19 protein-coding genes are annotated in these 14,636 nt (G+C 40.3%); 11 read left to right on the forward strand and 8 right to left on the reverse strand.

The features are described 5' to 3' along the window. Positions 1 to 46: 46 nt before the first annotated feature. From AQ505_RS13810 to AQ505_RS13820, 3 genes are all read left to right on the forward strand, one after another. Positions 47 to 1,540, forward strand: a complete 1,494-nt coding sequence (locus tag AQ505_RS13810; RefSeq protein WP_082461535.1) for a pectate lyase — start codon at positions 47 to 49, stop codon at positions 1,538 to 1,540. After that, complete coding sequence (locus tag AQ505_RS13815) at positions 1,537 to 2,550, forward strand: pectinesterase family protein (protein ID WP_062548719.1); 1,014 nt, start codon at positions 1,537 to 1,539, stop codon at positions 2,548 to 2,550. The genes AQ505_RS13810 and AQ505_RS13815 overlap by 4 nt, the downstream gene beginning before the upstream one ends. 71 nt (positions 2,551 to 2,621) lie before the next feature. Then, a complete protein-coding gene (locus AQ505_RS13820) occupies positions 2,622 to 3,803 on the forward strand; it encodes an aldo/keto reductase (RefSeq protein WP_231634872.1) in 1,182 nt (393 codons plus the stop codon). 156 nt (positions 3,804 to 3,959) lie between these two features. Here the strand turns inward: AQ505_RS13820 and AQ505_RS13825 are convergent, their stop codons facing one another. Continuing rightward, positions 3,960 to 4,319 (reverse strand): winged helix-turn-helix transcriptional regulator, encoded by a 360-nt coding sequence (locus AQ505_RS13825; RefSeq protein ID WP_062548720.1) that lies wholly within the window; start codon positions 4,317 to 4,319, stop codon positions 3,960 to 3,962. A gap of 99 nt (positions 4,320 to 4,418) precedes the next feature. Here AQ505_RS13825 and AQ505_RS13830 point away from each other — a divergent pair, with 99 nt between their 5' ends. The 3 genes from AQ505_RS13830 to AQ505_RS13835 are packed head-to-tail and all read left to right on the forward strand — an operon-like array spanning position 4,419 to position 6,555. Then, on the forward strand, positions 4,419 to 5,345 hold the full coding sequence (locus tag AQ505_RS13830) for an alpha/beta hydrolase (protein ID WP_062548721.1): 927 nt from the start codon (positions 4,419 to 4,421) through the stop codon (positions 5,343 to 5,345). Beyond that, the gene (locus AQ505_RS26660; RefSeq protein WP_197286182.1) at positions 5,345 to 5,734 is read left to right on the forward strand and encodes an MFS transporter; all 390 of its coding nucleotides are present in this window, start codon (positions 5,345 to 5,347) and stop codon (positions 5,732 to 5,734) included. The genes AQ505_RS13830 and AQ505_RS26660 overlap by 1 nt, the downstream gene beginning before the upstream one ends. Next, positions 5,632 to 6,555, forward strand: a complete 924-nt coding sequence (locus AQ505_RS13835; RefSeq protein WP_197286183.1) for an MFS transporter — start codon at positions 5,632 to 5,634, stop codon at positions 6,553 to 6,555. The genes AQ505_RS26660 and AQ505_RS13835 overlap by 103 nt, the downstream gene beginning before the upstream one ends. 106 nt (positions 6,556 to 6,661) lie before the next feature. On the opposite strand, the gene AQ505_RS13840 is transcribed toward AQ505_RS13835, so the two are convergent. The 4 genes from AQ505_RS13840 to AQ505_RS27370 form a co-directional block, all read right to left on the reverse strand. Further along, the gene (locus tag AQ505_RS13840; RefSeq protein WP_062548722.1) at positions 6,662 to 6,916 is read right to left on the reverse strand and encodes a hypothetical protein; all 255 of its coding nucleotides are present in this window, start codon (positions 6,914 to 6,916) and stop codon (positions 6,662 to 6,664) included. Positions 6,917 to 6,960: 44 nt separating this feature from the next. Further along, positions 6,961 to 7,179 (reverse strand): hypothetical protein, encoded by a 219-nt coding sequence (locus tag AQ505_RS13845; RefSeq protein WP_062548723.1) that lies wholly within the window; start codon positions 7,177 to 7,179, stop codon positions 6,961 to 6,963. A 176-nt stretch (positions 7,180 to 7,355) separates the two neighbouring features. After that, the gene (locus AQ505_RS26940; protein WP_062548724.1) at positions 7,356 to 7,592 is read right to left on the reverse strand and encodes a DUF6766 family protein; all 237 of its coding nucleotides are present in this window, start codon (positions 7,590 to 7,592) and stop codon (positions 7,356 to 7,358) included. 7 nt (positions 7,593 to 7,599) lie between these two features. Next, a complete protein-coding gene (locus AQ505_RS27370; protein WP_442952120.1) occupies positions 7,600 to 7,764 on the reverse strand; it encodes a DUF6766 family protein in 165 nt (54 codons plus the stop codon). 310 nt (positions 7,765 to 8,074) lie between these two features. Here AQ505_RS27370 and AQ505_RS13855 point away from each other — a divergent pair, with 310 nt between their 5' ends. The 5 genes from AQ505_RS13855 (at position 8,075) to AQ505_RS13875 (ending at position 11,784) form a co-directional block, all read left to right on the forward strand. Continuing rightward, positions 8,075 to 8,797, forward strand: coding sequence for a DUF6266 family protein (locus AQ505_RS13855; protein ID WP_062548725.1), 723 nt, complete (start codon positions 8,075 to 8,077; stop codon positions 8,795 to 8,797). A gap of 398 nt (positions 8,798 to 9,195) precedes the next feature. Continuing rightward, entirely contained in the window at positions 9,196 to 9,429 is a 234-nt protein-coding gene (locus AQ505_RS13860; protein WP_062548726.1) for a hypothetical protein, read from the forward strand. 94 nt (positions 9,430 to 9,523) lie between these two features. Continuing rightward, positions 9,524 to 10,432, forward strand: a complete 909-nt coding sequence (locus AQ505_RS13865; protein ID WP_062548727.1) for an NAD(P)/FAD-dependent oxidoreductase — start codon at positions 9,524 to 9,526, stop codon at positions 10,430 to 10,432. Positions 10,433 to 10,453: 21 nt separating this feature from the next. Then, positions 10,454 to 11,050 (forward strand): short chain dehydrogenase, encoded by a 597-nt coding sequence (locus AQ505_RS13870; RefSeq protein ID WP_062548728.1) that lies wholly within the window; start codon positions 10,454 to 10,456, stop codon positions 11,048 to 11,050. Positions 11,051 to 11,181: 131 nt separating this feature from the next. Beyond that, positions 11,182 to 11,784, forward strand: a complete 603-nt coding sequence (locus tag AQ505_RS13875) for a hypothetical protein (protein ID WP_062548729.1) — start codon at positions 11,182 to 11,184, stop codon at positions 11,782 to 11,784. Between the two features lie 24 nt (positions 11,785 to 11,808). Here the strand turns inward: AQ505_RS13875 and AQ505_RS13880 are convergent, their stop codons facing one another. From AQ505_RS13880 to AQ505_RS13890, 3 genes are all read right to left on the reverse strand, one after another. Further along, positions 11,809 to 12,165 (reverse strand): hypothetical protein, encoded by a 357-nt coding sequence (locus AQ505_RS13880; RefSeq protein WP_157262369.1) that lies wholly within the window; start codon positions 12,163 to 12,165, stop codon positions 11,809 to 11,811. A 482-nt stretch (positions 12,166 to 12,647) separates the two neighbouring features. Further along, positions 12,648 to 13,703 (reverse strand): DUF262 domain-containing protein, encoded by a 1,056-nt coding sequence (locus tag AQ505_RS13885; protein ID WP_062548731.1) that lies wholly within the window; start codon positions 13,701 to 13,703, stop codon positions 12,648 to 12,650. Further along, complete coding sequence (locus AQ505_RS13890) at positions 13,700 to 14,434, reverse strand: FRG domain-containing protein (protein ID WP_062548732.1); 735 nt, start codon at positions 14,432 to 14,434, stop codon at positions 13,700 to 13,702. The genes AQ505_RS13885 and AQ505_RS13890 overlap by 4 nt, the downstream gene beginning before the upstream one ends. Positions 14,435 to 14,636 lie beyond the last annotated feature (202 nt).

Below are 14,636 nucleotides of genomic sequence, written 5' to 3' on the forward strand. Positions count from 1 at the left end.
GCCTTCTCTGGTGTATAGAATTCGGCATAACTAAACCAGTTAAACGATGAAAATGACGCTCTATGCTACACTAGCAGCGACCAGCATTTTTATGGGCATGACGTCCTGTAAAAAGTCGCAGCTCCTTGGCCAGCCAATTGAAACGGCTCCAATTCCCATCCTAAACCTTCCAAAAGAAGAAAGCGCAATTGCCTTTCCCGGGGCAGAAGGTTTCGGAAAAATTACGACCGGTGGCAGAGGAGGAAAGGTCATTAAAGTGACCAATCTGAACGACGCAGGTGCAGGCAGTTTAAGAGCCGCTATAGACACCAAGGGTGCCCGGATTATTGTGTTTGAAATTTCTGGGACCATTACCCTCAATTCGGCATTAAACTTAAGCAATGGCGATGTGTATATCGCTGGTCAGACTGCACCTGGCGATGGCATCACCATTAGGAAATACCCTTTAAATGTAAAAAGTAACAATGTCATTATCCGCTATATGCGTTTTAGAATGGGGGATGAAGCGAAAATGGAGGCGGATGCGATGGGTGGCTACGAATGGAAGAATATCATTGTAGACCATTGTTCAATGAGCTGGTCTACAGATGAATGTGTTTCCTTTTACAACAATGATAATCTGACTTTACAATGGTCTATCATTTCTGAAAGTCTGCGGGAATCTGCCCATGATAAAGGTCCGCATGGCTATGGAGGAGTATGGGGAGGTAAAAATGCTTCTTTCCACCATAATTTACTTGCGCATCATGACAGTAGAAATCCCAGATTTGGGGAGCGTGCAGGGAGTGCTTATGCACTGACAGACCTCGTAGATTTTAGAAATAATGTGATCTATAACTGGGGCAGCAACAGCGCTTATGGCGGAGAAGCGATGAATATCAACCTCATCAACAATTATTACAAACCCGGACCAGCTACAAAAAACAGTGACCGCATATTTTCAATTGACAAGAATAAGATTGCCGGAACAGAAGTATATGACATCTGGGGTAAGTTTTTTATTGAAGGCAATTATGTTTTTGGCCGCAGCAATCCGACCAATGACAACTGGACTTATGGAGTCTACAATCAGTACAGCAGTGGTTATGGCACAGTATCCGCAGCAGATAAAGCAGCAATGAAACTTTCTGCAGCTTTGCCAACGGCTCAGAATGTGACCACTCATACCGCAGAAGCTGCTTATCTAAAAGTACTGGATTATGGCGGTGCTTCTTTAAAAAGAGATGCCGTAGACCTTCGTGTTTTAGACAATGTAAAAAATGGAACCTTTACCGCGAATGGCTCCAGTGGTGCTGCTCAAAGTAAAAACGGAATTATTGACAATGCCAATGATGTAGGTGGATGGCCAACTTTAATGACGCTGAGTCCTTTGCTGGACACAGATGGCGATGGAATGCCAGATAGCTGGGAAATTGCACAGGGTCTGGATCCACTCGTAGCAAATGCCAACGGAAGAAACCTGAGTACTGGCTATGATAATATTGAAGTATACCTGAACAGTCTTGTAAATACCATCACCCTAAATCAAGTAAAACCATGATCAAATCTCATAAAATCGCCCTATTGATATTTACTTTCTGTTTAAGCCTGACCTCCTGTAAAAAAGGTCATGACGAAACGATAGAAGATACGACACCATTTACCGAAGAAACTGTCCAGGTTAAACCTGATAAAATAGTTGCCAAGGATGGCACCGGTGATTATACCACTGTGCAGGCAGCAGTGGATGCAGCACCCGTAAATGCTACAAAACCTTATGTTATTGCCATTAAAAATGGGATTTATAAAGAAGTGATTACCGTGCCGAAACTAAAGAATTTCCTGCATTTTCAGGGGGAAGATATAGATAAAACCGTACTTACTTTTGATAACTATGCGAAAAGACTGGATGGAAATGGAGTCGAGTTTGGCACCTCCGGTTCTGCTTCGGTTTTTATCAAAGCCACTAACTTTAAAGCGAGCAACCTGACCATTCAGAATACTGCTGGAATTGATGCCGGACAAGCATTGGCCATTAATATTGGCGGCGATCTTGCTGCTTTTAGTCGGTGTAAATTTCTGGGCTTTCAGGATACTTATTATGCGGCTGATCAAACCACACAGTATCTTAAAGACTGTTATATCGCCGGAACAGTAGATTACATGTTTGGTGGTTCCACCGCCTTATTTGACAATTGTACGATTCATAGTCTGCGGGATGGTTATGTGACAGCTGCCTCTACGCCTGCAGGTAAAAAGTATGGCTATGTGTACCTAAATTGCAAGCTAACTGGTGTTTCCGGTACAGCAACGGTTTATTTGGGGCGACCATGGCGTCCAAATGCGAATGTCGTATTTGTGAATTGTACGATGGCCGCGCACATCCGCCCGGAAGGATGGAACAACTGGGGGAATACAGCCAATGAAGCGACTGCCTTTTACGCAGAATACAAGAGCACCGGCCCTGGATATCAGGCAGGAAAAAGAGTCGCTTGGTCTAAGCAATTGACCGACACTGAACTGAAAGAATATACTGTGGAGAAGATATTGGGTACCTGGAAACCATTCTAGTAAAATCCCGAATAATTCTTTGGTCAAGGAATTATTCGGGATTGTTTGTTTTATGTCGTTTATTCCAATTTATGAACAAAATTCTGAAAATAGTGTTTTCCTTTGGCAGGTGCTGGCAGGTGCTGGCAGGTGCTGGCAGGTGCTGGCAGGTGCTGGCAGGTGCTGGCAGGTGCTGGCAGGTGCAATACACATTAATCATATTTAGCAGAAAAGAAATGGAATATAGAAAATTAGGCGCATCAGGATTACAAGTTCCTGTGCTCAGTTTTGGTACTGCCACTTTTGGCGGCAGTGGTGATTTTTTTAAAGCCTGGGGCAGCACTCAAGGGGCAGAAGCGAGCAGATTGGTAGACATTTGCCTGGATGCAGGGGTCAATTTATTTGATACCGCAGACATTTATTCTGATGGTCTTGCGGAAGAAGTATTAGGTGAGGCAATCGCAGGTAAAAGAGATCGGTTGATGATCTCTACTAAAGCGACATTCCCTTTCGGTGAAGCGCCCAATAACCAGGGTTCTTCTCGTTTTCATTTATTGAAACAAGTGGAAGGGAGTTTGAAAAGATTAAAAACTGATTATATCGACATTTACCACATGCACGGTTTTGACGGAAATACGCCGGTAGAAGAAACTTTACGTACGCTGGACGACCTGATTCAGAGTGGTAAGATTCGTTATATTGCCGCTTCTAATTTCTCTGGATGGCATCTCATGAAATCACTTGGAATTTCCGATAGGGCACACTGGAATCGTTATATCGCACATCAGGTCTATTATTCACTGGCCAACAGAGAGTACGAATGGGAGCTGATGCCTTTAGGATTGGATCAGAATGTTGGTGCAATGATCTGGTCGCCACTGGCTGCAGGCCGATTAGGAGGTAAGTATGGCAGAAATAAGCCCTTGCCTAAAACCGGGCGCATCGCAGAAGGCGGCAGTCCGGTACCAGAAGCGGTAGTCAATGAGGAAGTGTTTTATAACACATTAGATGCGTTGGACGAGGTAGCAGCAGAAACCGGTAAATCTGTTGCACAGGTTTCTTTAAACTGGCTTTTACAGCGACCAACAGTGTCCAGCATTATTGTAGGTGCCAGAAATGAAGAGCAGCTGATCCAGAATCTGGAAGCCGTAGGCTGGAACTTAAGCACTGAACAAATTAAAAAATTAGATCAGGCCAGTGAAGTACCTACCATTTATCCATACTGGCACCAGCGTCAGAATTTAAGCTTAAATCCAATACCGAAATTTCATTAAGATATCGGGATTATATTAAGATATACAGGGTTTTATTGAGATATACTGGAGCTTTTAGGGGATGCCAGCCTTGATCAAAAATCATCAAATGAAAAGCCCCGGATGTGCTGTAAAAACAAGTGCATCCGAGGCTTTTTCTATTGTTTATTTTCGCTGTTATTTCATCATTTCTCTATGTTTTGTTCCCCATTTGCTCAATTGCGACCAAATTGGAATAAGCTCCTGTGCCACATCAGTCAATTCATAGTCTACCCTTGGCGGAACTTCCGCATAAACCGTACGCTTGACCAATCCATCCTTTTCCAATTCCCGCAGCTGCAGGGTCAGCATACGCTCCGTCACACCTGGGATCAGTTTTCTTATTTCCCCAAACCTTAACTTTCCTTCTTCCAGCTTGCATAGGATTAACAACTTCCAGCGGCCGCCGACTTTACACACCGCATAAGTTAAATCACATCCTTCTGTGATACATTTTTCGTTCAGCATATTAGTTGAACCTTCTTTTCTTGTGGCCATTACTTACAAAATTGTTAGTACCATACAAATCGTTGTATGCTGTGCAAAAGTAAAGCTAGAAAATAACTTTGCTGCATAATATTAAAAACAATTTGGTGTATGCAATTATCAGAACAAGTAAAAAAAGCACTCGATTATATCCAATCCATTGAGGTACCGGCGATTGAAAATAAAATAGCCGCCGGCAGGAGTTTCTATGAAAAATTTATCCCAATGGCAGGAACGGAGGAAGCTATTTTTAAAGTAGAACAGCGTGAAATATTAGCTTTTGATCAAAAGATAAATCTTCGCATCTATCGGCCTTCAGCTGAAGAAGAATTACCCGTAATTATTTACCTTCATGGGGGCTGGTTTAATGCAGGAAGTTTAGCAACCCACGATCGACCATTAAGAAAATTATCTAACTTATCAAGGGCCATTATTGTGGCTGTAGATTATCGGCTGGCACCGGAATTCCCTTTTCCTACGGGATTAAATGATGGTTACAATGCCTTAGAGTGGGTTGTTGAAAATGCGAAAACATTAGGGGCTGACCTGAACCGCCTGGCTATTGCCGGCGACAGCGCCGGGGCTGCATTGGCCACAGCAATCACTGTTCGAGCTTTAAAAAACAACCTAAATAAAATCGTTTGTCAGGCATTAATCTATCCGGTTACGGATGCTGCGCTTCAAACCCCATCCTGGCAAGAATTCAAAGATGGCCCAGTCCTCAATTATGAGGGAGCAGTAGAGGCCTGGGATTTATATTTGCCTTTAACGGAGAGAGAAAACCCTGCTGCTTCACCTTTACGTGAAACCGCGCTTTCCAGTATGCCTGCCACTTTAATCATTCTAGCGGAATATGATCCCTTGAGAGATGAAGGAGCGTTGTATGCAGAAAAACTAAAAAAATCGGGTGTTCAGGTTCAGCAATCTTTGTATAAAGGGATGGTTCATGGCTTTTTTCAGATGGGAGGAATCATAGAGGAAGGCAATCTTGCTATTGAAGAAACTGCTCATTTTTTAACTCAAAATTTCAATAAATAATGAATACTAAAAAGTTTGCCTACATCGGTTGCCTTGGTTTTGTGGGAGTGATTACTACAGAATTTGGCGTCATCGGAATTTTGCCTCAGATCGCTTCACATTATGAAATCACCATTGATAAAGCCGGTGTTTTATTGAGTGCTTTCGCCCTAATTATTGCTGTAACAGGTCCTTTCATGACCTTACTCACCTCAGGATTTGACCGTAAGAAAGTCATGCTTACCGCCATTTCAATTTTTCTAATTACTGGAATTGTCTCTTCATTTTCGCCGCCTTTTGGCTGCTCATGCTGGTTCGGGTGTTGCCTGCTTTTCTACAGCCTGTTTATATTGCCACGGCTTTATCTGTTGCCGTTGCACAGGGTGATCAAAAGAACAAAAATGAACTGATGAGTATTGTTTTCAGTGGTGTAGCGATTGCGATGGTGACCACAGTTCCATTTGCTACTTATTTAGCAAGTCAGTTTTCCTGGGAGTACTCGTTTATGGTGCAGGCACTGGTGAGTGCAATAGCGATGGCCGGAATCTATTTCTTGTTGCCTTCTATGCCGGTCAGGGAGAAAAAATCTTATGGCAGTCAGCTAAAAATTTTAAAGCAACCCATATTTTTAATCAGTACGGCAATGAATTTCTTTATGATTTCTGGCTGGTTTTCGACTTATAGTTATTTCGCAGATTATCTGAATAAAGCTAAATATATGGACAATGTGATGGTGAGCTACATGTTATTTTTATTTGGCCTTATCGGTGTTTTTGCCAATTGGATAGCAGGAAAAATGCTGAATAAGAACGTCACAAAAACGACGGCATTTTTCCTTTCCGGGACTATCATCATTCCTGTGCTGCTTCATTTTTCAGGAGGAAATACGATTGCAACCATTATAGTGATCCTGCTCTGGGGATTTTTATATGCGCCAAGTTTTCTGAATGCTTCTACTTATATGATTTCTTCCGCACCGAAATCTTTGGAATTTGCAAATAGTCTGGCTACATCATTTGGGAATTTGGGGGTTACTTTAGGAACTACTGTAGGTGGCTGGATCATCGCAACAAGCGGAGTCAGTGATACCCCATGGTCTACTGTGGTATTTGGACTTATTGCTTTTCTGATGATTGGTTGGAGGAGTTATTTAGAAAGGAGAGATAAAACCGCAGACACAGGGCTGGTTTTTGAATCAGAAAGTCCTAATCCAGCATGTGTCCTTAAATAGATAGTTTAACTAGTAATTTCTTTAACCTTCAAAAGCGTCAAAATAATACTTTTGGCGCTTTTGAGGTTTCTCAAAGGATGGAGGAGGAAAGATAAAAAGTCTTTTATTAGGGTGTAATGATTTTTTCACGCTGCTTTTCATTCCCTTTCTCTTTGTTGCCTAGATTAGTTTTTGGAAGATCTTTTTCTTCTGTTTTCTCTTTAGCATTGTTTTGAGGTTGGTCATTTAGATTTTCTGTCGCCGGTAACTCTTCGCTATTTCTACGATCGGTACTGCTATGGTATTTGGGACTGGTTAAGTCCTCGGTTTTTTCGACATCATATGTGGTAGAGCCAGGTTTTGATGTTTTATTGTTTTTCATCTGTCTATTATTTTAATGATTTACATTTTGTTTCTGCTAGAGGCTTAGAGGTCGCTGCCAGGTGTTGTTCCGGGCTCATGGCTTGATCCCAGTGGTTTGTGTTTGCGTTCCGGTCTGGAAATCAAGTCTGTTCTTCCCAAATCTGCTACAGAAGATGTCTCTCCATTATCGGGTTTGTTTTCATTGATACGTTCTTCTGTTTCTTTGTAAACAGTTTTTTTAGGCGCATTATCTTTTCTTTCGATGTTTTCTTGCTTTGCCATAATTTGAGGTTTTAATGAGTATTAGAGATTACTTAAAAAACAAGCTGAGCCGCTTTTATGTTTCATCAAGCCATATTAGTTTTTCTATTGCCATATATTAGGAACCATTTGTTCATGATATTTTACAGTTAAACGGCCAGGATTATCCGGTGATACTTTGCAGCAGCAGGAACAGATTATTTTCCTGTTTCCCAATGTGCAGCGTCAACAGGTTTGGATTCAGGAGATCCTTTTTGCCGCAGGTATATCGTCAAAACCACGATGGATGCAACAGAAAGAAATTCGCTTTGCCAGTTTTGAAAGGTTTCAAACCAGAATTCTGGCTGCGCAAGGTAGGTCATGACTGAAACTTTACTTAAATGCTTTCCTGCTTGTGTGACATTATAGTTTTGCCAGCTGCCATAGAGGTGCATCGCCCAGCTAAAAAAGAATAGGAGAGCGAAACAGATGGAGAGGGAGTTCCTGGTTATGTTGTTTCCAGCCAGTGAGGGCTTGTGCAGCTAGGGTAACGATAAATAAACTTAAGAAAACAATGCTGAGGCCATTCCTGTGAAAATAACTGTGTTTTTTAGGGGTTCGGTTCATAAAAAATGATTTCAAATATTAAACACCGGTATCATTCTAATTAATTGTTGGCTATAACCCACAAGCTGTAATTTTTGTTTTTAGGCACTGCAGTGATAGTCCTTTCTGATTTTTAATTTTTCATAAAACAATAGGAGGGGCTTGCTAGGGCTCTTCTTCTCAGATTTGCTTTCAAACCCTGTTTAAAGGCCGTTTTTAAATACATTTTAATTACTAATAATGTTAGTAAGATTCAAGGTGAAACACTATTTGTTCTATTGTTTATTAGTACCTTGGTGTTTTATAATGCTAACCAATAAACCCTTTTATCATGGCAATATTTACAGTAGGCCCTTTTGGGCGCCCTTCCGGGAAAATAGGAAACCTAGTCTTTTATCAATTAAACGGACAATTAGTGGGTCGCAGGATTGGAAAGCCAGGGAAACCAAGCTTAAAACAAAAGGCCAATCGTCAGGCCATGTCAGCGACAATGGAATTTTTGAAACCAATGACAGATTTTATCAATGTCAGCTTTAAATCGGAAGCCGAAGGCAGTTTGAAAAATCCACATAACCTGGCCACTTCCTATAATAAGAAGCACGCTTTAACAGGTGAATATCCAAATATTAGGGTTGATTATGCCGAAGTGATCCTCAGTAAAGGACTGCTGGAATCGGCAAATGAGTTACAGATCAGCAAAGGAGAAAATGGCCTTCATTTGAGCTGGAATTCTGGCATTAATGAAAACGGGGCTGATGATGACCAACTGATGGTGATGGTCAGTCATCCGGGTAGAAAGCGGGCGAGCGGTTATTTGAATGCAGCCAGAAGGGGCGAAGGGAGCTGTTTTCTGCCGCTTTCCAAAGATTGGATGATGGAGGAACAGATGGAAATTTATGTCTGTTTTAAATCAGCGAATGGCAAATTGATTTCAGATAGTGCTTATGCAGGCAATTTGAATGGCGCTCCGGCATCTCCAGAGGAACAGGCAAAAGAAACGCTATACCAGGCGACTAAAGCCCGTTTTGTTCCAGGTGACTGTAGATTATCATAAAAAAAGACTGGATTTTCCTGAGGGTGTCCCCGAGACTAAAGCTTTCAGGCATTTGGAGACAGAGTATTTTGCATTGATCAATAAAATGGCCCACTTGGAGCAAAAATCTCCCTAAAATTCTGACGGATTATGGGTTTAAAAACTAGTTTTTTTTAAAGCTAATGGGATTTTTATGCTAATTTTTTTGGGACAATTATAGCCAGTTGCTGAGCATAGCAACCGGCCATAAATAATGATATACAAGGGTTTGAACGGTATTCCCTGCATTCACAAAGAAGGAATCCGGAGCAGGCGGATAGAACTTCCTATTAATCCCATTGAACTCTATTTTCGTGCTATTCGCTGATTGGGAACCTTCCTAAATTTGTTGAACTAAATGATTCAATAAAGAAAAGAGTATGAATACTAAAATGAAATTGATTACCTCACTGAAGATTTGGGTTGTCATTTATCCTTCGATTACCGCTGCGCTATATCTATTGAGCAAATCAACAATTGAATTGCCGTTATACCTGAAAACACTTGTGCTCACGCTGCTCCTGGTACCCTGGATCATATTTGCCGGGCTTCCCTTTGTAAACTACCTGATCAAAGTACTTCAGCCAAATAAAAGTGAAAACACCCCAAATTAAAGGTCGGGTATCAAGGCGAAGTTTTCTTCAACAAGGCGGACTGCTTTTAGCGACGTTCCATCTACCCTCTAATAGGACAATAGCAAATACAACAATGGAAAATTTAAAACAATACGACGTCATCATTATAGGCGGAAGTTATGCAGGTCTGGCAGCGGCAATGTCGCTCGGCCGGGCATTAAAGCATACCCTGGTGATTGATAGTGGAAAGCCTTGCAATCGCCAGACCCCATACTCGCACAACTTTCTCGGTCAGGATGGAAAAACACCCAAAGAAATTGCAAGCCTGGCCAGGCAGCAGGTCGCAGCCTATCCAAGTATTCGGTTTTTAGAAGGCATTGCCAGGTCAGGAAAAAAAACGAACAACGGGTTTGAAATTACAATTGGAACCGGTGAAACATTTTTCGCTAAAAAGCTCATTTTTTCGACTGGGATTATTGATGAGGCTGCAAAAATTGAGGGATTTGAAGCCTGCTGGGGAATCTCCGTATTGCATTGCCCTTATTGCCACGGGTATGAGGTCAGAAAGGAAAAGACCGGGATTTTGGGCAATGGAAAAAATGCCTACGAACTTGCGGTATTGATCTCGAACTGGACCGATCAGCTAACCTTATTTACCAATGGAAAGCACAGTTTTACAGCAGAGCAACTGCTGCAGCTAAAAAAACACAAGATAGGTATTCAGGAAAAAATAATGGAAAGGTTGAACCATACTGTCGGACAGTTAGATCGGGTAGTTTTTACTGATGGGACCTCTGTTAAAGTTAAGGCGATCTACTCCAGACATTCCTTTTTCCAGCAATGCCAAATCCCGCAGATATTAGGCTGTGAGCCCACAGAGGAGGGCTATATTAAAGTTGACCAAAATCAGGAAACCAGCATTAAAGGAATTTACGCTTGCGGCGATTGTACTACCAAGGTCCGCACAGTGGCAAACTCAGTGGCTAGCGGAACAACAGCAGGTATGATGTCCAGCAAACAACTGATCATAGAAGAATTTTAAATCAAATAAATATAAAAAAACATGAAAATCATCATCGTCGGTGCCACTGGCACCATGGGTAAACATTTGTCCAGCGCATTTGAAAAAGAACACGATATCATAAGAGCAAGTTCTAAAGGAGGAGACATTCGGGTAGATATTACCAATCTGGAATCAGTGGAAGAAATGTACAAAACTGTCGGCCCTTTTGACGCATTGATTTGTACCGCAGGCCCTTCACACATTGGTCCCTGGAGCAAAATGAGTCCCTTGGATTTCAAGAATGGTTTGGAGGGAAAACTGATTGGACAAGTCAATCTGGTGCTTATCGGACAGCACTATATCAATCCAAAAGGATCCTTTACTCTGATTACGGGGGCGCTTTCTCATGAACCAGTTCCTATGTTTGCTAATGCTTCCGCTGCCAATGGGGGCGTAGAATCTTTCGTTAGGGCGGCAGCTATTGAACTGGAAAAGGGGATCCGTATCAATGCGGTCAGCCCAACGGTCATCGAAGCATCACCACAATACTTTGCGTACTTCCAGGGGGATATTCCTGTCACCATGCAGCAATTGGAATACGGATTTCGCAAAAGTGTATTTGGCGCAAACACCGGACAAATTATTAAACCTTACTAAAGAGATATAGCAAGGTTCAATACTTCAAACTTGCTTAGAATTTACATTGCTTTTTAATTTAGTGTTAAAATTTATTAGTTTAGTTTCATCATTAATAATCACTATAAACCAAAATTAATAGCTCTTAAAACATGTACATTCTATTCAATTTTATCAACAGAAGCAATAGTTCTGATGCTTCTGTTGTTTTCTTTCAAAAAAATGATGCTGTCGGTTCTGATGGTACTGCTATCGCATTTAAGGTAATCAAGAATCCTATACCGGGAGTACCTATTCCTTATAGTTTTCCATTGCTTATGCAAATCGGAGCAACTGATAATTCTGGGCATTATACTGTGACGATGGATGCAGCCGGCGGGGATACTTTCTTGCTGCAGCGGGCATCCACAGATCCAAACAGCTTCGTAAAAACCTATGGTAAAGGCGATCTGAATCAAATCAAGATGTATAATCTTTTATCGAACACTCCGGCAAACGCGTATCTATATAGAGACAGCAAGGTATTCGCTCGTTTGATGGCAGTTAGATATCTGGATAGCGGAATATTTGAGGTCAAACCGGTTTTATGGGTTGGCGTTTTAGATCAGGTGGCTGAGGGAGCTGTGATCAGCGCAGCAAGCTTATCCAGCATTAAAAGTAATTTACCATTGTCGGGTGTTAAAAGTGCCGATATCATCATGACTGGTGATATCGGCGCCTTTAACTTTACACTGGAAAATGTAGTGATGGGCTAGGGCCATGCCACAAGCTATCCATTTTTAATCTGATAATTTTTTGCTATCTGTTAATTTAGGGATATATACTAATAAGTCGTATCCCTTTATAATTCTTAATAGGCCAGTATCTTCTATTTTCAATTTATTTTTAATGATTGCTTTCCTCAAAGGTCTTAAGTCAAAGCAAAACCAGTCTTTATTGTTCAATTCTTTAAGAAAAGATTTTGGCAAATCATCTTCATCGCCTTCTCCTTCACTTTTTCCAACGACCATAATGTGTAAGGATTTTTTGAAGTCAGCTTCTTCCAGGTTATACAGGAGACTGCTGATATCATAAATGTCATAGCTGGCTAATAAAGTCTTGGAATTGCTACATTTGAGTGGACAGTAAGTTATCAAATTCACTTAACTTACTGTCCACTCAAATGTAGCAATTCCAGTGAAACAAAAATAGCTTTGCAGTTTAACGCTTACAAGATGTTCACTGTGTAACTACTTGTTCAGTAGCTGAATATGCGATATTCGGTGAGTAGGTCGAATTTTCCAAATGACTCACCTAATCGCTCAATTTTATATGAGAATTGGTGCAAGTTTTGGTACCACCGTAAAAGTAAAAAGGCCGTTAATCATGGGATTAACAGCCTTTTGTACGTTTTGATTTTGAATCTTGTGATCCCGCTGGGATTCACACCTAGGGTGAAAATCAACGTTTATTCATTATCTGGGAGGTTTTGGAATCGGTACTAACCGAATCGCTCACCTTTATTTTGTACGTTTTAGCTGCAAATGCTATGATTGAATTTAAAGAAAAATATCTTGTTTTTCAAATGTTATTACAACCCACTGTTCTAAAACCAATGTTGGTATAGTTGTATACATTTCTACCGTTCCAAATTCTCTTGTAATATTTTCAATCGCTCTCTAATATTGGATACATCGTTAGTTCCGTGTTGAGAGAGGCGATCATACTCAAGTAAATCATAATCAGCGGCTTCGTAATTGCTCTCTGCAATTGTTCTATTGGTTTTTACCCTGTCAGCGAAATCTAATAAAGATGACCTTGAAATTTCGAGATTTTCCAATTCAGCCCATTTGAATAGTAGATAGAAAACTACAATATTTCCTTGGGATCTTAAAAGAATGTCACTAAGTGCAAAGCACTTATTCATGTTTTGTAAATGATGATAAACGATCTTTCCAACCTTCTCAACAATATCTTTATGGCCTGATTTATATTTTTTCGCCATTGAGTCTAAATAAACTTTTTTGGTGTCAATTAGTTTACCATTCTCTTCGTGTGATATTTCAACAAGTAGAAGCCTTGCAACGACTTCGTAATGTTGGTATCTATTGTTCGCAAATCGAACCTTGTTAGCAAAAAGGGGGTGTTTTGAGAGGCGTCTAATTTCATTTACCATATCCCCGCCAAAGGCGTTTCTCTTTTCGGCTGAATTTAAGGGGACTGCTTCATTTAGCCTTGAAAACATATCTTCAATTAAATCGAGATCATCAGTCTGAACTCCGATTATTGGTAGAACAAATGAGTCGAATTTTATTTTGATCTTTGGGAACTCTTTCGAAAGATCATCATAACTCAATCCTGCCAATTTCAATAGGGGATCATCTTGATATTCGAAATCATCCGAGAGGCAAAATTTCCCATCTATGAATGCCCAAATAGTTTCAATACGTTGCTTGCCATCTATGATAGCATAAGATTTTCCTGTCTCTTGCTTTTCTTTTCGGTCGAATTGATGAAAATAAATTTTAGGAATGTCATAATTATTTAGAATCGAGTCAATAAGCAATTGCTTTTTTTCGGGCGTCCAAACTCCTCCATTTCTTTGATATTCTGGATCGGTTATAATTTCGTCTTTTTCTGAATAAACACGAAGAATGGTTGCGTGTTGAACTGGATTTGTTTCTATATAACTCATATGTACGTTCCTTTTAATATTTCGCCTATACTCGATAATTCTGGGAATAAGGTGAACTTGCTTATGCCAAGCAATTTTAGTTCCTTTCTAATTCCTTCCTTACAGTTTTGGGGGATTATGTATTTAACTACTTCAGTTCCAGAGCAAAATTCTTCAAGGGGTCTGTTATCAAGGTGATGTATTGTGAATACGCCTAATTGTGCTTGTATTCTAGAATTGTTTCTTGTGGCTATGGTAGCTAAAGGGGTTAACTTATTTCTTGGATTTTGTCCTAAAACCTCTACCGAGTAATTTTTTAACTCGATGTCATCAAAACATAAAATGAAATTTTTCTCCTCTACATTTATGCCGGCAATCTTATTAAGTTCAGTTGGTTTCAATGACCATAGTGCAGCATCATTGTTCTCAGTTGTCATGTCTGAGACAGCAAAATACAGAGCCGTTAATGGGCTTTCTGTCCAGTCTAATAGACGAGTAGGAACACCATAGTGCTGCATTAAGAATAGCCAATCAAAATCATCTTTTGGATGCCTATCCAAAAGCATCCCAGCCGATTGTTTAAATCGTGTTAAAAAACTACCCTCAGATGTTGCACCTGCTAGCCTAATAAGACCAGGCGATAATGTCCACGTAAATTCTCCTTGTCCTCTATACCATAAATCCCCTGAATAGTTTTCGTTGTCTACTTTTAGTGTTTCAATAAGATCACTTACGGATTTAACTTCTTTCATATAATAGCGTTGTAATCAACCATAAGCATGGAGAATTAATATTAGTTATAAGATTATAACAGTCAAGTAAACATAGGAAAAAAAATCAATCCCATTACAATTGTTTAATTTCTATTTTCTACCATTTAAATCTTCATATTTAATGTTTGTGTGGAACTAAGAAAGCTTATGTTAATTATTATCCTTGTAATCAGATTCATCT

This window comes from Pedobacter sp. PACM 27299, from assembly GCF_001412655.1.
Taxonomy (GTDB): domain Bacteria; phylum Bacteroidota; class Bacteroidia; order Sphingobacteriales; family Sphingobacteriaceae; genus Pedobacter.